General features: G+C 36.9%; 15 protein-coding genes and 1 other RNA gene. 14 read left to right on the top strand and 2 right to left on the bottom strand.

The window, feature by feature from the left end; genetic code table 11:
* The first annotated feature begins 2 nt into the window (after positions 1-2).
* The 5 genes from RUH95_RS01040 to RUH95_RS01020 all read left to right on the top strand — a co-directional run bounded on the left by RUH95_RS01040 (position 3) and on the right by RUH95_RS01020 (position 3,777).
* Positions 3-491 carry a cell wall elongation regulator TseB-like domain-containing protein gene (locus tag RUH95_RS01040; RefSeq protein WP_313890958.1) on the top strand — a complete coding sequence of 163 codons (489 nt, stop codon included), beginning with the start codon at positions 3-5 and terminating at the stop codon, positions 489-491.
* 39 nt (positions 492-530) lie between these two features.
* The gene (asnS, locus tag RUH95_RS01035; RefSeq protein ID WP_313890957.1) at positions 531-1,826 is read left to right on the top strand and encodes an asparagine--tRNA ligase; all 1,296 of its coding nucleotides are present in this window, start codon (positions 531-533) and stop codon (positions 1,824-1,826) included.
* A gap of 232 nt (positions 1,827-2,058) precedes the next feature.
* Positions 2,059-2,766 (top strand): DnaD domain protein, encoded by a 708-nt coding sequence (locus RUH95_RS01030; RefSeq protein WP_313890956.1) that lies wholly within the window; start codon positions 2,059-2,061, stop codon positions 2,764-2,766.
* 11 nt (positions 2,767-2,777) lie between these two features.
* Positions 2,778-3,434: an endonuclease III gene (gene nth / locus RUH95_RS01025; protein ID WP_313890955.1), complete on the top strand. Its 657-nt coding sequence runs from the start codon at positions 2,778-2,780 to the stop codon at positions 3,432-3,434.
* Entirely contained in the window at positions 3,421-3,777 is a 357-nt protein-coding gene (locus RUH95_RS01020; RefSeq protein ID WP_313890954.1) for a YpoC family protein, read from the top strand. The genes nth and RUH95_RS01020 overlap by 14 nt, the downstream gene beginning before the upstream one ends.
* A gap of 34 nt (positions 3,778-3,811) precedes the next feature.
* Here the strand turns inward: RUH95_RS01020 and RUH95_RS01015 are convergent, their stop codons facing one another.
* Complete coding sequence (locus tag RUH95_RS01015) at positions 3,812-6,433, bottom strand: PBP1A family penicillin-binding protein (RefSeq protein ID WP_313890953.1); 2,622 nt, start codon at positions 6,431-6,433, stop codon at positions 3,812-3,814.
* A gap of 21 nt (positions 6,434-6,454) precedes the next feature.
* Positions 6,455-7,054, bottom strand: coding sequence for a Holliday junction resolvase RecU (gene recU / locus RUH95_RS01010; RefSeq protein ID WP_397469466.1), 600 nt, complete (start codon positions 7,052-7,054; stop codon positions 6,455-6,457).
* A gap of 945 nt (positions 7,055-7,999) precedes the next feature.
* Between recU and RUH95_RS01005 the strand changes: the two genes are divergently transcribed.
* The 9 genes from RUH95_RS01005 to RUH95_RS00965 all read left to right on the top strand — a co-directional run bounded on the left by RUH95_RS01005 (position 8,000) and on the right by RUH95_RS00965 (position 18,086).
* Complete coding sequence (locus tag RUH95_RS01005; RefSeq protein WP_313890952.1) at positions 8,000-8,155, top strand: hypothetical protein; 156 nt, start codon at positions 8,000-8,002, stop codon at positions 8,153-8,155.
* 73 nt (positions 8,156-8,228) lie between these two features.
* Positions 8,229-8,597 (top strand): YppE family protein, encoded by a 369-nt coding sequence (locus RUH95_RS01000; RefSeq protein ID WP_313890951.1) that lies wholly within the window; start codon positions 8,229-8,231, stop codon positions 8,595-8,597.
* On the top strand, positions 8,584-10,869 hold the full coding sequence (locus RUH95_RS00995; RefSeq protein WP_313890950.1) for a DEAD/DEAH box helicase: 2,286 nt from the start codon (positions 8,584-8,586) through the stop codon (positions 10,867-10,869). Before RUH95_RS01000 ends, RUH95_RS00995 begins: the two co-directional genes overlap by 14 nt.
* Positions 10,859-12,154 carry a ribonuclease H-like domain-containing protein gene (locus RUH95_RS00990; RefSeq protein ID WP_313890949.1) on the top strand — a complete coding sequence of 432 codons (1,296 nt, stop codon included), beginning with the start codon at positions 10,859-10,861 and terminating at the stop codon, positions 12,152-12,154. Before RUH95_RS00995 ends, RUH95_RS00990 begins: the two co-directional genes overlap by 11 nt.
* Positions 12,155-12,224: 70 nt before the next feature.
* Positions 12,225-12,518 (top strand): cell division regulator GpsB, encoded by a 294-nt coding sequence (gene gpsB, locus RUH95_RS00985; protein WP_313890948.1) that lies wholly within the window; start codon positions 12,225-12,227, stop codon positions 12,516-12,518.
* Between the two features lie 63 nt (positions 12,519-12,581).
* An RNA gene (gene rnpB / locus RUH95_RS00980) (RNase P RNA component class B) lies at positions 12,582-12,965 on the top strand.
* 90 nt (positions 12,966-13,055) lie between these two features.
* Positions 13,056-14,783 (top strand): putative bifunctional diguanylate cyclase/phosphodiesterase, encoded by a 1,728-nt coding sequence (locus RUH95_RS00975; RefSeq protein ID WP_313890947.1) that lies wholly within the window; start codon positions 13,056-13,058, stop codon positions 14,781-14,783.
* Positions 14,783-15,910, top strand: a complete 1,128-nt coding sequence (locus tag RUH95_RS00970) for a THUMP domain-containing class I SAM-dependent RNA methyltransferase (protein WP_313890946.1) — start codon at positions 14,783-14,785, stop codon at positions 15,908-15,910. Before RUH95_RS00975 ends, RUH95_RS00970 begins: the two co-directional genes overlap by 1 nt.
* A gap of 274 nt (positions 15,911-16,184) precedes the next feature.
* Positions 16,185-18,086, top strand: coding sequence for an ATP-dependent DNA helicase (locus RUH95_RS00965; RefSeq protein WP_313890945.1), 1,902 nt, complete (start codon positions 16,185-16,187; stop codon positions 18,084-18,086).
* Positions 18,087-18,115 lie beyond the last annotated feature (29 nt).

Here is an 18,115-nt window from a genome sequence, read left to right as displayed (position 1 = left end):
GAATGATTTTAAAAAGATGGTTAATATTCATCGTCGTATTCGTTGTTAGCTTAGCGGCCATTCTAAGTTTACTTATTTATTTTCAAGCAAAATCACCATTTCACACTGCTAGCAAAGATGCTGAGACATACGTATTAAAAAATAATCTATTAACAAAAGTGGATGATTCTTATGTATACAATAGTTCTCAAACCTTTCATACGGTTATCGGTTCGACGAAAGATGGAGTAGAAAAAGCGTTTTTTATTCCGGACAAAAAATCGGAAGAATCAATTATGGAAGTAAATCTTCAAGATGGAATATCCGCAGAGCAAGCAATTGGACTGGCGATGAAAGATGAAAAAAATAGTAAGCTGCTTCACGCCAAATTAGGTGTGGAAGAAGTAGGCCCAGTATGGGAAATTTCGTATGTTAACAAATCCGATAACCTCAGTTATGTCTATATTTTATTTAATAACGGGGATTGGTGGAAACGGATTTCTAATTTGTAATGCTACATACAATAAACTTTAAACTTTTTGGAGGACTCTATGAAAAAAATTATGATAAAAGACTTAGCGAACCATGTTGGCGAAACAGTAAAACTTGGTGCTTGGTTAGCAAATAAACGCTCAAGTGGTAAGATTGCTTTTTTACAATTACGTGACGGTTCAGGATTTGTCCAAGGCGTTGTAGTAAAAGAAGAAGTAGGAGAAGAAATTTTCCAAACTGCTAAGGGCTTAACGCAAGAAACATCTATGTATGTTATCGCAGAAGTAATTACAGACGAAAGATCTTCTTTCGGTTATGAATTACAAGTGAAAGAAATAGAAGTACTTCATGCAGCTGTGGACTTTCCAATTACACCAAAAGAGCATGGTACAGAGTTTTTAATGGACAACCGTCATTTATGGTTACGTTCAAGAAAACAGCATGCAGTTATGAAAATTCGTAACGAAATTATTCGTGCAACATATGAGTTTTTCAACGATAATGGCTTCGTGAAAATGGATCCACCAATATTAACAGGTTCTTCTCCAGAAGGAACGTCTGAATTATTCCATACAAAATATTTTGATGAGGATGCATACCTTTCTCAATCGGGTCAATTGTACATGGAAGCATCTGCAATGGCTCTTGGAAAAGTATTTTCTTTCGGACCAACTTTCCGTGCAGAAAAATCGAAAACTCGTCGCCATTTAATTGAGTTTTGGATGATTGAACCAGAGATGGCTTTCGTAGAATTCGAAGAAAACTTAGAAGTCCAAGAACAATATGTATCGTTTATCGCACAAGCTGTAGTGAAAAATTGTACATTAGAATTAGAGCGTCTTGGCCGTGATATCTCGAAATTAGAAAACATTAAAGCACCATTCCCACGTATTTCATACGATGATGCGATTAAGTTTTTACATGAAAAAGGCTTCGACGATATTCAGTGGGGCGATGACTTTGGTTCTCCTCATGAAACAGCAATTGCTGAAAGCTATGATATGCCTGTTTTCATCACACATTACCCAACAGGTATTAAACCATTCTATATGCAACCACATCCAGACAGAGAAGACGTTGTATTATGTGCAGATTTAATCGCACCAGAAGGTTACGGAGAAATTATTGGTGGATCAGAGCGTATTCATGATTATGATTTATTAAAACAACGTTTAGAAGAACATAAATTAGATGAGTCAGCTTATGCTTGGTATTTAGAATTACGTAGACAAGGTTCTGTTCCTCATTCAGGTTTCGGACTTGGCTTAGAACGTACAGTTGCATGGTTTAGTGGAGCAGAGCATGTGCGTGAAGCAATTCCATTCCCACGTTTATTGAACAGATTATATCCATAAGAAATGCGTAAGCGCCTATGTCTGCCCCGTAAGGCACGTTCTTCTGCGACGAGTAATCGGAGGAGCAAAATCTTTCTGCGACGAGTAACCGCAGGAGCAAAATCTTTCTGCGACGAGTAACCGCAGGAGCATCTTTTCAGATTTGACCCCGAGGAGCTAGGCGCTGGAGCTAGACAATTACTGAATAGGAAAGATTATACTTTCTATTATATTAAAAAAGGGGAGTACGAGTATGCAAAATCAAGATCGACTCCGCATTTGGACAGAGCAGGGAAATGTAACCATTTCCCAGCTTTTTTTTAGCTATTACAAAAAAATTAATGTAAAAGATGAAGAAGCAATCTTATTGCTACATTTAATCGCATACGGTGAAGGCGGTAATCGTTTTCCAACACCTCAAAACCTAGTAGAACGAACGCATTTCAATGAAAATAAAGTCGTGACGATATTACAACGTCTTGTTCAAAAGGGATTTGTTCAAATAGAGCAGCATGTTACAGATGAAGGTGTACGATATGAATACTATGCATTCCATCATTTGTGGAATTTGCTATTAGATGTTGTAGAGCAAGAAGAAAATAGTGTGGATGATCAGCTACTGAAAGCGGAAGAAGGAGACATTTACAAACTTTTTGAGCAAGAGTTTGGACGATTATTGTCTCCGATGGAATATGAAACAATTGGTATGTGGTTTGACCAAGATCATCATTCCACCTCATTAATTCGATTAGCATTAAAAGAAGCTGTACTGTCACAAAAGCTAAGTTTACGATACATCGATCGTATTTTATTTGAATGGAAAAAGAAAAATATTAAAACGGTGGAAGCAGCTGAAAAGCAATCATCTAATTTTAGACAAGCTATTCCTGTCCAAAAAGAACCTGAACAAGCAAACACTTCGAAAGTTCCTTTTTATAATTGGCTGGAGGAGAGAGAGTAGGGGGGAAATCAATGCTTACAAAAGCACAGTGGCATTATTGCTTAGACGAAATGGAAAGAATGTTTCCAGACGCTCATTGTGAGTTAGTTCATAAAAATCCATTTGAATTGCTTGTTGCGACTTTATTATCTGCACAGTGTACAGATGTATTAGTGAACAAAGTGACGAAAGATTTGTTTCAGAAGTATACGAAACCAGAGGATTATTTAGCTGTTTCTTTGGAAGAGTTACAAACTGATATTCGTTCCATTGGGCTATATCGCAATAAAGCTAAAAACATTCAAGGTTTAAGCGAACAATTAATTGAGTTATACGGCGGGGAAGTTCCTGCGAATAGAGATTTACTAACGACGTTTCCTGGAGTTGGAAGAAAAACAGCTAATGTTGTTGTATCTGTAGCGTTTGATATACCAGCAATAGCGGTAGATACGCATGTAGATCGAGTATCGAAAAGGCTTGGGTTATGTAGATGGAAAGATTCGGTTCTTCAAGTAGAAGAAACGTTAATGAAAAAAACACCGATTGAGTTATGGTCTAAAGCACATCATCAACTTATTTTCTTTGGACGCTATCATTGTAAAGCGCAAAATCCAAACTGCCCTGAATGCCCACTCTTATCGGTTTGTAGAGAAGGTAAAAAAAGGACGAAAAATAGTGTGGAAGTTTAAAGATGTAAATTTTGATGAAGAGTTTGCGCAGTGGGAGCAGTTACAGCATCAATTAACAGAGCTTTTTAAACATAAAAGTGAATCCAAAATAGAGCTGATGTCTTTGGGGATTCAGCTATTTGAGTCGATTTTAGTGAAAGTGGAAGAAATTACTTTCCAAAGAGAAGAGATAGCTCAATCTACAGTTTCACCGCTTAATGTTTCGGAACGTTATGAATTCGTATTAAGTAATAGCGGGAACTATGCTGCATTTCGTCAGTTAGATGAGCTTTTTAAAGAAACGAAAAAGATTATTGCGAGAAAGCGTGTAATGGAACGCGCACAAGCTACTGAATCATTATAAAAAGCCTCCAAATCCTAAGATTTGGAGGCTTTTACTATGGTGTTGAACCGTCTTCATTTGTTGTAGTATCCTCTGGAGGTGTTACCTCTTCTGGAGGTGTCGGTTCAAATGGGGGTTCTACCGGATTGAATTCACCTTCACCATTATTACCGTTCCCGTTGTTATTTCCATTTCCATTGTTGTTCCCATTCCCATTTCCGTTTCCGTTGTTATTGCCATTTCCATTGTTGTTTCCATTACCGTTCCCATTATTTTCATCTAGTGGAGGCATTATTTCAAGATCCTCATCCACTATTGCTTCTAATGTGACCGACTTAGAAATAGTTTCACTTCGGACATCTTCTGAAACTGCAGTAACAGAGAAGACATACGTGCTTCCAGGAAGTAAGCTTTGCACGATTAATCCCATCTGGTTTGTCGTTTGAAGAATTTCGCTTGGTCCATTGTCAATGGTTACAGAAACTTCAAATTGCACTTCGACATCTTGCTTTTCAGGTTTTTCAAATTCCCAAGCAAGCGTTGCACTCGATGTAATTTCATCCACACCAATTGTAAGATTAGTTGGAGCATTCAATTCCAGCTTTTCATACTTATCTGACACCGATGTTGGCTCTGTTCCTTTTACAAATAGTTCCGTGCGTTTTAATTCTTCTGGTGTAAATTCACTTGCTAATTGAAGTGGATCTGTTCCTTTTTCAATTGTTGCTTCTACTACTGAATTAGGTTTTTTAAACTTTTCTGTCGCTATATCACTTGAAATACTTGCCATTACTTGTTTAAAAATCTTTTGCGGTAAATATCGTTCTTCATTCGTTGTCATTGGTGTTTTTGGCTTTGGATATCCAGCCCAAACAGCAATGGAATAGTTCGTTGTGTAACCAGCAAACCAAACATCTGGGAATGCACTTTTAGGTAGATTCCATTCAGCAATTTGTTTGGAATCATAGTTAGATGTACCCGATTTACCAGCAATATCCAAGCCTTTGATAGCTGCTGTTTTTGCAGTTCCTTTTGTTAATACATCACGTAGGACATCTGTAACGATATAAGCAGTTGAATCTTTCATCACTGCTTTTTGCTCAGGACGATAATTTTTTGTTGTTTTTCCATCACGATAAACAATTTTATTAATTGCGTATGGCTCTGTGTGAATACCATTGTTTCCAAATGCAGCGTATGCGCCGGCCATTTGAATAGGGGATAGTGATTTTGAAGTACCCCCGATTGCACTACTTTCCGTCACATCACCGATATCAATCCCAAAACGATTCATAAATTCTTTCGCATTTTTTGTGCCAACTTCTCTTAGCGTTTTAACAGCAGGCACGTTTTGAGAGTTGTATAAAGCTTCGCGCATTGTCATTGCGCCTTTATATTTCCCACTGAAGTTACGAACTACTTGTTTAGAGTTAGTGTACGTAATTTCTTCATCTATGATCGTTTGACCAGTTGACCAATTTAAAAACTCAACAGCTGGACCATAATCGAGTAATGGTTTAATCGCAGATCCGGGTGATCGAGATTTCATATCTTGCGCAAAGTTAAAGCCGCGATCAGCCCCATAATTACGTCCACCACCAACAGCAGCAATTGCTCCTGTTTTGGTATCAATAACAGCTACAGCTGACTGAATGTCTTCCGTAGGGAACATATCTGAATTTAATGTAGCTTCTACTTGTTGTTGTGCATTTGGTTGAAGCGTTGTATAAATAGTAATTCCTTCTGAAAGTGCATCTCCATCGCCTTCTTTTTCAAGCTCATCTAGTACGATATCGATAAACGCATCGTATTTTGAGTTTTGTCTAGAAACACGTTTGTCTTCGGGAAGTAGAGAGTCTTCTACTGGGATTGCTTGAGCTGTTTTCATTTGTTCTTCTGTAATTTTGCCGTGTAAGTTCATTAGATGAAGAACGACATTTCTACGTTTTTCTGCAAGCTCTGGATTTTTAAATGGATTATAGTTATTTGGACTTTGTGGCATACCCGCAAGTACAGCATATTGATCCAATGTTAAGTCTTTTAATTCTTTGCCATAAAAATGTTGTGCTGCAGTTCCGAAGCCATAAATTCTACCTGACATTAATACTTTATTAAAATACATTTCAAAAATGTCTTCTTTTTCATATTTACGTTCTAATTGAACAGAAAGATATGCTTCTTGTGCTTTACGTTTCAATGTCTTTTCATTCGTTAAAAATGAGTTTTTAATAACCTGTTGCGTGAGCGTACTAGCCCCTTGTGAACCAAATCCGCTCGTAAAGTTTGCAAGTACTGCTTTTCCTAGTCGTAAGAAATCGACTCCCATATGATCATAGAAACGAACATCCTCGGTAGCAAGTATTGCATCTTCCATTTGCTGTGGTATTTGATCGTATGGAATATATTCTCTGCTCTCTGCACCAACTGTTGCAAAAATGTCTCCATTTGCATCTAAAAGTTTTGGACTAATTGGGTCTTTTAAAGATGTTTCATCTAATTCTGGAGCAGAACTTGCGTAATAGGTGAATAGCGCACCTCCTGCGATTGCTACTACAAATCCTAGTATAATAAGCGAAATGAAAATTCGTTTGATCCATAGTTTGATTGGTTTTTTTGGTTGTTTCGTTTTTTGTAATTCTTTTCTTCGTTGTTCACGAGTTCTTTTTTGCTCACTCATAAACATTCCCTCACTTTCACTTTATCCGTTCAAGTCATTAACTATTTGTAAATAATCAATTCTTGGCGCATATTTTGGAGTAATTTCAATTGCATGCTCTTCAAATTCAGCTAAAGCAATAGATTTTCTTCCTCCTGTTTGCATTCTATCCCAAAAAACATGTAATTGTTCAAAAGGTAAATAAAAATATCGATCAAAAGCAGAAAAACGCACTAGTAAAAAACTTATTCCATGCTGAATGGACACTTTTCGCATATGTTCTACTTGATGCAGATGAACATTTTTTAATGGAAAGGAAGTTTTATTTTCCGTTTCTTTTGCTTCAAAGTCAATATATTTACCTTGATAGACTCCATTGAAGTCTGTTGTTGAAGGAGTTCGGTAGTATGCTTCTCTAATTACAGCCCCACTTCTATTTGGGTAGTCGACTTTGACAATTTGTATTGGAATGGGCTTTTTATAAATAACTGCAATGTCGTTTGCAAGGTAATAGTCATTTGCCTCGCTCAGCTCATCTTCTAATGTTTTTCCTCGATTACTAAAAGAGTAATTCTTTTTTTTCACGGCTAATGTCTTTGGTTGTGGGTTGTATACTTTTCCATTTGGATAATGAATAGCCAAGTAGCTCACCTCTTTATGCTATTAGTTTATCACAGATTAATTAGACGCAAAGGGGGGCAATTTAGTTTCATACTACTTAATTGTCATAAATGTATTTAGCTAAGCTTTCTATCGTATTGTAAGAAAAGTGCGTCGTTTCCGCAGAGATTTTCGCTACAGGGGTGGACGCTTTCCGCGGGCGTTGCCTCAGCCGCTTCCTTCGCATGCGCTCAGTCCAGGGTCTTCGACTAACGCTTTTCCCGCTGGAGTCGCCACCCCTTTCGCTCCAATCTAATGGAGAATGCTACTTATTTAGAATGGAGGAACTATTTCTTAGAAAGTGAGAGCGAATGAATGCTCTTCCAACTAGGAATATTGCTTGTGAAAATTTGCTAAAATACCCTAAAACCTCTACTAAATAAGCAGTGCAGAAAATGAGAAGCTAAAAGTATCTAACAAGTGTAAATGACAAATTCTTCGTTACTTGCAAGATCGAATGTTCTACATTTTATGAAATGGTGCTGCCATGATTACTAACCTATATAAATAGCAAAACACTTATTGCCTAATGCAAAGGTATAGTAGCTGTTCGTTAAGAAGGTCTATTTTGCTCAACATTCTTCTTGCAAAAATAAGGCTTTCATTCTAGCTAAGTAACCCTAATGGTTTGAAGCGAAAGGGAGGCGACTCCAGTGGGATTAAGCGGGACAGGTGAGACCCCGCAGTGGCGCGATAGCGACCGAGGAGGCTCACCGCCCGCCCCACGGAAAGCGTCCTCCCTGCAGCGTAAATCCTAGCGGAAACTACCGTTAAGACGTACTTTACCTAAAAAATGAACTAAACATTGTTTCCGTATGTTTTTGTCGACAGCTAACTAGTTTTGTCTGAAGGATAGAACCTTTGTCGGGACGGACGGAGATTGGTGAAAAATAAGGTACATTATCTATTACAAAGGGGGAATATTTGATGAACAAAATTGAACGACTTATTGACCAATTGGAACTACTAGAGCATTTACTTGAAAATAGACTAAACGATGAACAGGATAAATTTGAAGAAAACTTTAGTAAGAGCTCTTTTCATTTATTAGCAAAGCTAGAAAAGTTGGAAAACAAAATGTAAGGAATGTACGTTCGTAAAACTAGTAATATGCAATAGATTTTGTTAAACTATTACTAGAATGCGAGGGATTATTTTGTCATTATTACAACTAAGTAAGCAACTACTAGCGGAATGCGATCAATGTATTATCCGTTTTGAAAAATTTAGAGCAGAAGACAAAGACCCCGACTTTTTTCAAGATGTGAAGCCTCATGCTTACGCAATAGATGAGCTATTACAAGAGTGGGAAAGTCTTATTCGAGTATGGATTCAAGTAAAGCGACCTAAATATGTACACCCAAGTCAAGTAGACTCTTTGATCGAATCGATGAAGCAATTTATCGTTCAATCTTATTATAAAGGCACGAGCAAAAAAAGATTTTTGAAGTCGATTCATTCATCGAAATATACATTAGAAACGATTATTCAAGCGATTAAGGAAGTAGGGGATGAACTTGCTTAAGCAAAAAATGATTCAACAGTTGTTAGAGGATTGGAAGCTAGATAAAAATAGGAATAAAAGCATTGTACATGTGCATACAACGGATGAAAAGAAAGCGAAATATGCTTCGTTTCCAGAAAACATGCACCTATCTATAAAAAAGGCATTAGTAAAAAAGGGGGTGGAGAAGTTATACGTGCACCAAAGACAAGCTTTTGATAGTGCTATGTCTGGAAAATCGTATACGACAATTACTCCTACTGCATCTGGAAAATCATTATGCTATCATCTTCCGGTTCTTCAATCGATATTAGACGACCCCACCTCACGAGCCATTTATTTATTTCCAACAAAAGCATTAGCGCAAGACCAAAAAAGTGATTTAGAACAATTAATCGAAAACAGTGAGGAGGAAATATTAAGCTACACATATGATGGGGACACCGAACCGGGAATTAGGCAAAAAGTAAGGAAGTCCGGTCATATTGTTTTAACAAACCCAGATATGCTTCACTCAGGAATTTTGCCCCATCATACGAAATGGGTTTCGCTATTCGAAAACTTGAAATTTATTGTAATTGATGAAATACATACATATAAAGGTGTTTTTGGAAGTCATGTAGCACATGTTATTAGACGCTTGAAACGAATTTGTGCATTTTATGGGAGCAATCCTCAGTTCATTTGTACTTCTGCTACGATCAAAAATCCAAAAGAATTAGCAGAAACATTAACAAATGAATCCCACGAATTAATCGATGAAAATGGAGCACCTGCTGGGAAAAAACATTTTGTTTTCTACAATCCTCCTATTGTGCATCCAGTGTTTAATGTTAGGCGAAGTGCCATTTTAGAAGTAAGGGATATAGCCCAAGAGTTATACGTGAACGGAATTCAAACGATTGTGTTTGCAAAAAGTAGAGTGCGAGTGGAAATGCTCGTTACTTATTTACAAGCGCTCGTAAGTAAAAAGATAAACGATCAGTCGATTCGTGGGTACCGAGGTGGCTATTTGCCGTCGGAAAGAAGATCAATCGAAAAAGGGTTAAGAGATGGTGTTATTCGGACTGTTGTAAGTACGAATGCATTAGAGTTAGGTGTCGATATCGGACAGCTGCAAGCGTGTATTATGACGGGATATCCAGGTAATATTGCGAGTGTATGGCAACAGGCTGGAAGGGCTGGGAGAAGGCAAGATGAAGCGCTTATTATTTATGTTGCACAATCGACTGCCCTTGATCAATACGTAGTGAATCACCCTTCTTATTTTTTAGGTCAATCTCCCGAAGAAGTGAGAATTCATCCAGATAATATGATTATTTTAATGGATCATTTGAAATGTGCTGCTTTTGAATTGCCTTTCACAGCGGTTGATTCGTATGCGGAGTTTTCTGTTCAGGAACTGCTTGAGTTTTTAGAAAGTGAAGGGGTTTTATTGAAAACGGTCGACAAATGGCATTGGATGTCTGAAAGCTTTCCTGCTAGTAATATTAGCTTACGTTCTGCATCGCAGGAAAATGTCGTCATTATTGATATGTCAGTACCAACGAAAACGAGAGTTATTGGAGAGATGGACCAATATAGTGCAATGACTTTGCTGCACGAAGAGGCCATTTATTTACATCAAGGAACGCAATTTCAAGTGGAGACGCTTGATTGGGAAGAGAAAAAAGCGTTTGTTCGGGAAGTAGATGTGGATTATTTTACAGATGCGAACATTGCGATCGAGTTAAAAGTGTTGAGTGAAGATAAGGCGGGAGACGCTAAAATCGGTACTTTGCAATACGGCGATATTATTGTGCTAGCTCAGCCAACGATTTTCAAAAAAATCAAATTTGATACGCACGATAATATAGGCTCCGGTAAAATTCATTTACCTCCAGTGGAATTGCATACATCCTCTACTTGGTTTTGTTTTGATAAGCCAGGTGATTGGACAGATACTTTGCTGTCGGATGCAATGACAGGTGTAGCCTATGCATTGCATGCATTTATCCCGTTATTCATTCATTGTGATGCAAAAGACATTCATGTTGTACCGCAAGTGAAATCGATTGCTGGTGAAAAACCTACATTTTATATATACGACAGCTATCCAGGTGGTATTGGCTTGTCTGAAAGAATGTTTGATCTTTGGAATGAGCTAGTCCCGAAAGTTTCCGAACAAGTGGAAAGTTGTCCGTGTTCTTCTGGGTGTCCAGCATGTATCGGTGCACAGGATGCTACATTGAATTTGAAAATCGAAGTGATCAAACTACTTCATTATTTGCAGGTAAAAGAAAATGTCTTATGAAAAAAAGTTAATGCAAATGAAGGGACTCGTAAAAAAAGAGGTTGCAAAAGAACAGCCAACGAAAGAAATAAAAGAAGATAAACTGCCTTTTTACACGGAATCTTGGGAAGCGGCCGGATTAAAGTTAATAAAAAATGAGCACGGCTTTTTATTTGTGAAGGAAACTTTTTACGATGAGCAGCATATACATGGCAATGTTGCCCTACATAAATTGCAAAAAGCGATCACTTTTATGCAACAAAATTATCCAGAGCATCCTTTAACAATTACACCAGAGAGTGCATTTTGTTTTTATGATACGGAAACGACTGGGTTAAAAGGGGCCGGAGTGCTCATTTTTTTAAATGGAGTGTTAAAGAAAGTAGACAATGGCTTTCTTTTAACGCAACATGTTTTAGCAGATCCAGGTCAAGAAGCAGCATTTTTATTTGCAACCGACTTTTGGCGAGTTTCTCAAACAATGCTTACGTACAATGGAAAAAGTTTTGATCTTCCACAGCTAGAGTCAAGATGGACGATGAATCGAAAGACGATTCCTCCACTCAAGCAGCATCGGCAAATTGATTTGATGCATTCATCTAAACGTGTTTGGAAGGGTGATATGGAGCGATTTAAACTAAAGCAAGTGGAGGAAGAAAAACTTGCTTTTGTGAGAAAAAATGATATTCCAGGTCATTTAGCACCAATTATTTATTTTGATGCATTGAAGCATGGCAACCCGACAAATTTGATGAAAATATTAACACATAATGAGTGGGATATTTTATCACTAGCGGCACTGTATATTTTAACGGTTGAGCTTTTGAGTGATAAAGAAGTAGTCGAATCTGCAACTACGTATACGAATATTGGGAAATGGTTTCAAGATTTAAAAACAACCGAAACAAGTGTGGATTGGTTTCGATTTGTAGTGGATCATTTTGAAAACGAGGAAGTTAGCCTTGCCTATTATTTTTTAGGAATCCACTTAAAGAGAAATAAATTAGTCGATGAAAGTTTACATGCTTTCCGAGAGTCATTAAAAGAAATAATAGGGAAATATCGAGTAGAAGTTTATATTGAGCTTGCAAAACTGTTTGAGCATCAGCAAAAAGATTTTGATGCTGCGCTTGAAATGACGCAAGAATGTATAGAATATGTAGATAGTGCAAGCAATATGCTATCCAAAGCGAAAGAAATGGCCGTAAAAAAGCAACTTCAAAAGAGAAAAGAAAGAATAATTCGAAAAAGAAATATTTCCTGGGAAACCGCACAACTTAACAAAAAGCGTGTTTTGTTGCCTTAAATTACTCCATTATTCGACATTATTATGCTATAATACGTTTAGCGAAATGTAGATGGAAGGAAGATTAAAGATGGAATTTAAATTAAAAGCTTCAGCTATATTAGAAAAAGAATTTAAAACAGGCTTAAGAGGCTATAATCAAGAAGAAGTAGACATTTTTTTAGATGATATTATTCAAGATTATGAAGCATATGAAAAAAAAGTTGCGCAACTTCAATTAGAAAATAAGCAACTAAAAGAGGAACTTGCAGAAGCTCCGAAAAGAACGCAAGCAGCTCCACAAGTTGGTGCTACTAACTTTGATATTTTAAAAAGACTGTCTCATTTAGAGAAACATGTTTTTGGAAGTAAATTGTACGAATAATTATATTAATTCACAAACATTGTAACTAATACATGCATCGTATATACTAATAGTACCACTTATATATTCGGGCAATCGCTGCGATGCTAGACATTGTAGAGGAAAGTCCATGCTCACACAATTCTGAGATGAATGTAGTGTTCGTGCTTAGTGAAAAAATAAACTAAGGCAGCTATTTATAGCTGACGGCGGGATGAAGGCCTAAGTCTTAGGATATGGCTGACAATCTCTGAAAGTGCCACAGTGACGGAGCTGTATAGGAAACTATACAGGTGGAACGAGGTAAACCCCATGAGTGAGAAACCCAAATTATGGTAGGGGCATCTTCTTGAAGGAAATGAACGGATAGAAGAACAGAAGTAATTCTGTAGATAGATGATTGCTGTCCACAAGGTACGAGGCTAAGCGCCGTTTGAGTACTGTGGAAACAAAACATGGCTTATTGAATGTATGAGTGGCTATATTTAATATTTAAAAAGCTCTCCAATCTCGGAGGGCTTTTCTATTCTTACATATAAAAAAGGCAGGGTATGGAAAGTGGATAACAAGCAAAAACCTAAGCAATTTCATTTGTATCCAAATAAACTAGTTGAAGAAGTTTTCCATTCAACTACAGAAGGTATTATGATTACAGATGAAAAAAAGCGTATTTCACTTGTCAATTCTGCCTTTGAAAAGGTGACAGGTTACTCAATGGAAGAAGTTCGAGGGAATACTCCTCGAATTCTTCAATCTGGAAAACAAGGTGAAACGTTTTACAAAGACATGTGGAATATTATTAGAGAAAAAGGTGTTTGGCGAGGCGAGATTTGGAATAAAAGAAAAAACGGAGAAATTTATCCTGAAGTTCTTACGATAGCGAGCATTTTAAATGACAACGGGGAAATAACGAACTATTTCGGTGTCTTTACGGATATTTCTAACGAGAAAGTAGTAGAAAAAGAATTAGAAGAGCTTGCAGTAACCGATTCTTTAACCAATCTATCGAATCGTAATTCGTTCAATGACTTACTAACCGATTTACTTCAGCTTTCTCATGATGAAAAATCTCAGCATGCTGTACTTTTTATCGATCTCGATCGTTTTAAACAGATCAATGAAACATTAGGCAATGAACTTGGAGATATGATACTAATCGAAGTTAGTAATCGAATTAGTACGATTGTCCGAGAGCATGATATTTTTGCTAGGTACGGTGGCGATGAGTTTTTATTGACAATGAGTAATGTAGGGCATCAAAAAGAAGCAGCTCATTTTGCAAAAGATATTATAAAATTATTAAATAAGCCATTTTATATTGATGGCAATGAAATTTATATTACATCAAGTATAGGAATTAGTATTTATCCGCAAGATGGAATAGAAGTAGACCAATTAGTTCATAAAGCAGATAAGGCGATGTATTTTGCGAAACAAAATGGGCGAAACCAATATGCTTTTTATTTTGACGAACTAAAAAGAGATTCGAAGCGGCTTTTAGTGTTAGAAGGAGAGCTTAGAAAAGCAATACAAAAAAAAGAGTTTATCATTCATTATCAGCCTAAAATATGCATTACTAATGGTACGATCATTGGTGTAGAAGCACTTGTCAGATGGACAAATGACAAGTTGGGCTTTGTTTCGCCAGCTGAATTTATCCCACATGCCGAAGATACAGGCTTGATCATTCCGCTAAGTGAAGTGATTATCGAAAAAGTATGCTTGGATATTGTAGAGTGGAGAAACAAGGGGATAGATAAATTACAAGTTTCTATCAATATTGCCTCCTTACATTTTCAACAAGATGATTTTCTTGAGCGAATAAATACAATTATTGGGCAATATAATTGTAGTCCTAACCAAATTGAGTTGGAGTTAACCGAACGAACTGTGATGAAAGATTCAGAAGAAGTCGTGACAAAGTTAACGAAATTAAAAAACTTAGGCTTTAAAATATCAATAGATGATTTTGGAACTGGTTATTCTTCTTTAAGCTATTTGAACAGATTTCCTTTAAACTATTTAAAAATTGATAGTAGTTTTATTAAACACATAGTATCTTTAAAAGACAAGCAAGCAATCGTAGACAGCATTATTTTGATGGCACATCGATTGCATATTAAAGTAGTGGCAGAAGGCGTAGAAACAAAAGAACAGATGAAACTTTTAAAGGAGATGGGTTGCGATATTATCCAAGGATACTATTATAGCAAGCCGCTTCCGAGTACAGAGCTATTGGATTTTCTAGAACTTTGGGAAATTCATAAGCAAGAAAGGAATGTCTAATGACAACATTTAAATTAGTAGCAACGTCCGCAATGGGTTTAGAAGGAATTGTTGCGGATGAAGTAAAAGCTTTAGGATATGAAACAACGACTGAAAATGGGAAAGTTTACTTTGAAGGCGATGAAAGAGCAATTGCTCGCGCAAATATTTGGCTTCGAGTAGCAGATCGCGTGAAAATTGTAGTAGCGCAATTTCCTGTAAAAACGTTTGATCAATTATTTGAGAAAACGAAAGCAATTCAATGGGAAATGTTTTTACCTGTGGATGCAGCTTTTCCTGTACAAGGAAAATCGGTTAAATCTACTTTGTTTAGTGTGCCAGATTGCCAAGCCATTGTGAAGAAAGCAATTGTAGAGCGTTTGAAATTAGCATATAAACGAATCGGATTTTTGGATGAATCAGGTGCTACGTATAAGCTTGAAATCAGTATTTTAAAAGATATCGCAACAATTACACTTGATACAAGTGGAGCAGGTCTTCATAAACGTGGATACCGTCAAGAGCAAGGGGAAGCACCGTTAAAAGAAACACTTGCAGCAGCTCTTGTAAAAGTGTCAAAATGGAATCCAGATCGCCCATTTGTAGACCCATTTTGTGGTTCGGGTACAATAGCAATTGAAGCAGCAATGATTGGCCAAAATATCGCTCCGGGTTATAACCGTGATTTTCATAGTGAAGCATGGTCATGGATGCCAAAAGCAGTTTGGGATGACGTTCGAAATGAAGCAGAAGAGCTTGCTAATTACGATCAAGAACTTCAGATTATTGGATCAGATATTGATCCTAAAATGATTCAAGTTGCAGAGCAAAATGCTTTTGAAGCAGGTTTTGGAGATTTAATAACTTTTAAACAAATGCAAGCTAGTGATTTTACGACGACGTTAACAGACGGTGTAATGATAGGAAATCCGCCGTATGGGGAACGTATTGGAGAAATTGAAGAAGTTGAGCAAGTCATTATAGATTTAGGAAATCTTATGAGAAATTATCCAACATGGTCTGTTTATATGCTTTCTTCTATGGAAAATTTCGAAGAGCTTTATGGTAAACGTACAACGAAAAAGCGTAAATTATTCAACGGATTTATTCGCACGGATCTTTACCAATTCTGGGGCAAGCGTTCTTAAAATAAGTATAAATAGGAGTGGGTACCTCAGACTGAATGGAAACGCTTGTCAGTCGAGGCGCGCCAGCAGTGTTCTTTTCTGCGACGAGTAATCGCAGGAGCAACGAGGCGGAAGTGAATTGAACTTATGGTTCATGAGCTTACAATGATGTGCCAGCAAACGTTCTTTAATGCGACGAGTAACTGGAGGAGCATCGAAGAATGAAAGCGTTTCTCAACAGTCTGACGGAAAGGAGATCCTCCTTTCCGTCCTATTATTTTGGAGGAGTTAGTATATGAAGCAAGATCTACCTTTTCAACTATCAAAAGACCGTTCTTTTTTCGAATCTCTAGGGGATTGGATGGGAGACGTATTATATGATGAATTACCGGAAAAAGGATTTGAATGTCGAGATGAGCAAATCTTTATGGCTTATCAAATTGAGAATGCATTGAAAGAAAAAAGCGTGTTATTTGCTGAGGCTGGAGTAGGTACTGGTAAGACGATTGCCTATTTATTGCCATCGATTTCTTATGCTAGATATACTGGGAAGCCAGTGTTAATCGCATGTGCAGATGAAACACTAATCGAGCAATTAGTGAAAGAAGCAGGAGACATTTTTAAACTGCAAAATTACTTAGATGTAAAAATTGATGTGCGATTAGCTAAATCCCGCGATCAATATTTATGTTTAAAACGATTAGAGGAAGCACAAAAAGACGGAGATAATGATTATTTCTTAGAAGAAATAGAAGATCAAGTTCCTGATTTTGTATATAGTCATTCTTCCCTTCAAAAAATTTACCCATACGGTGAGCGTAGCCAATATCCAGGTGTGAGTGATGAAGATTGGCAAAAAGTGAATTATCATCCAACACAACAATGTATGGTATGTGACGTTCGAAACCGTTGTGGTCAAACCATTCATCGTCAAAACTACCGAGAGTCTACAGACCTCATCATATGTTCGCATGAGTTTTTAATGGAGCATATTTGGACGAAGGAATCACGTGTACGTGAAGGTCAATTACCACTATTACCGGAAGTTTCTATGATTGTTCTGGATGAAGGGCATTTATTGGAATTTGCTGCTCAAAAAGCACTCACATATGAAATACAAAGTGAGACATTAGTGCGCTTACTAGAACGAGTAATGGTAGATGGTGTGCGTGAAAAAACATTGAATCTAATGGAAATTTTACAAGAAGTGCATGATGAAATTTTCGGTTTACTCAGAAAAAATAGCAGCTCTGATGAAAGCGAACGTATGGCGATTGAAAAGTCGGATACACTTACGCAAAGTTGTAAAAAAGCTATTCGTATAACAGATGACTTATTAGAAGAATTTGTTTTCGAATCAGAATTATATACGATTCCTGAGTACGAACTACGAATGGTCGAAGAATTTTTAGAGCAATATGCTTTCTCCCTACGTTTATTTACTGAAAAAGGGGATGGTGTAGAGTGGCTTGAAATTATAGATGGTCATGAAACACTCATTATTATGCCACGTCTTGTAACAGATATTTTACAAGAAAAACTATTTACAACTAAATTGCCAATCGTTTTCTCTTCTGCTACATTAGCAATAGAAAAAGATTTCACTTATATTGCTGATTCTTTAGGAATTGATGATTTCCAATCGTTTTCAGTAGCATCTCCATTTGATTATGAAGAAGTGATGAAAATAAAAGCTCATCCAATTGAGCAAACAGATAAAAATGAGCGTGTATTAGAATTACTAGAAGATGAGCAACAAACATTAATACTATTTAAATCTAAAGCAGCAATGGAACAGTTCCGTTTGTCTACTTTCTCTACAGAAGGAATTGTTTTTGAAGGAGATCGTGAACTTTCTACAATCGTGAAAGAATTCCAAAATGGTGCGTTCAAAACGCTTTGTTCTTATCATTTATGGGAAGGTTTAGATCTTCCTGAAAATGCTTTAACACGAGTGATTATTTATGATTTACCGTTCCCTCCAGTAGACCCGTTATTCGATGCAAAACGAAAATTCTCCAATAATGCTTTTGAAGAAGTAGAGTTGCCGTTTATGCTTTTACGACTTCAACAAGGTATTGGAAGACTAATTAGAACATCGAATGATCATGGGGAAATACATCTTTTATTGAACCCGGAAGAAGCAGCGCTAGAAAATCGCTTTAGTGCAATTTTACCTACTCAAATTAATAACTAATATGGTACGATTAATTTGAAAAGGGGGAA

Origin of the sequence: Psychrobacillus sp., from assembly GCF_032154225.1 — a bacterium.
GTDB lineage: Bacteria > Bacillota > Bacilli > Bacillales_A > Planococcaceae > Psychrobacillus.
This window is presented reverse-complemented; position numbering and strand designations above follow the sequence as displayed.

Excerpts from the sequence above, each read along its gene's own strand:
- gpsB (WP_313890948.1), top strand. The coding sequence starts at position 12,225 with ATGGAATTTAAATTAAAAGCTTCAGCTATATTAGAAAAAGAATTTAAA.
- RUH95_RS01030 (WP_313890956.1), top strand. The coding sequence starts at position 2,059 with ATGCAAAATCAAGATCGACTCCGCATTTGGACAGAGCAGGGAAATGTA.
- asnS (WP_313890957.1), top strand. The coding sequence starts at position 531 with ATGAAAAAAATTATGATAAAAGACTTAGCGAACCATGTTGGCGAAACA.
- RUH95_RS00990 (WP_313890949.1), top strand. The coding sequence starts at position 10,859 with ATGTCTTATGAAAAAAAGTTAATGCAAATGAAGGGACTCGTAAAAAAA.
- RUH95_RS01005 (WP_313890952.1), top strand. The coding sequence starts at position 8,000 with ATGAACAAAATTGAACGACTTATTGACCAATTGGAACTACTAGAGCAT.
- nth (WP_313890955.1), top strand. The coding sequence starts at position 2,778 with ATGCTTACAAAAGCACAGTGGCATTATTGCTTAGACGAAATGGAAAGA.
- RUH95_RS00970 (WP_313890946.1), top strand. The coding sequence starts at position 14,783 with ATGACAACATTTAAATTAGTAGCAACGTCCGCAATGGGTTTAGAAGGA.
- RUH95_RS01040 (WP_313890958.1), top strand. The coding sequence starts at position 3 with ATGATTTTAAAAAGATGGTTAATATTCATCGTCGTATTCGTTGTTAGC.
- RUH95_RS01015 (WP_313890953.1), bottom strand. The coding sequence starts at position 6,433 with ATGAGTGAGCAAAAAAGAACTCGTGAACAACGAAGAAAAGAATTACAA.
- RUH95_RS00995 (WP_313890950.1), top strand. The coding sequence starts at position 8,584 with ATGAACTTGCTTAAGCAAAAAATGATTCAACAGTTGTTAGAGGATTGG.
- RUH95_RS00965 (WP_313890945.1), top strand. The coding sequence starts at position 16,185 with ATGAAGCAAGATCTACCTTTTCAACTATCAAAAGACCGTTCTTTTTTC.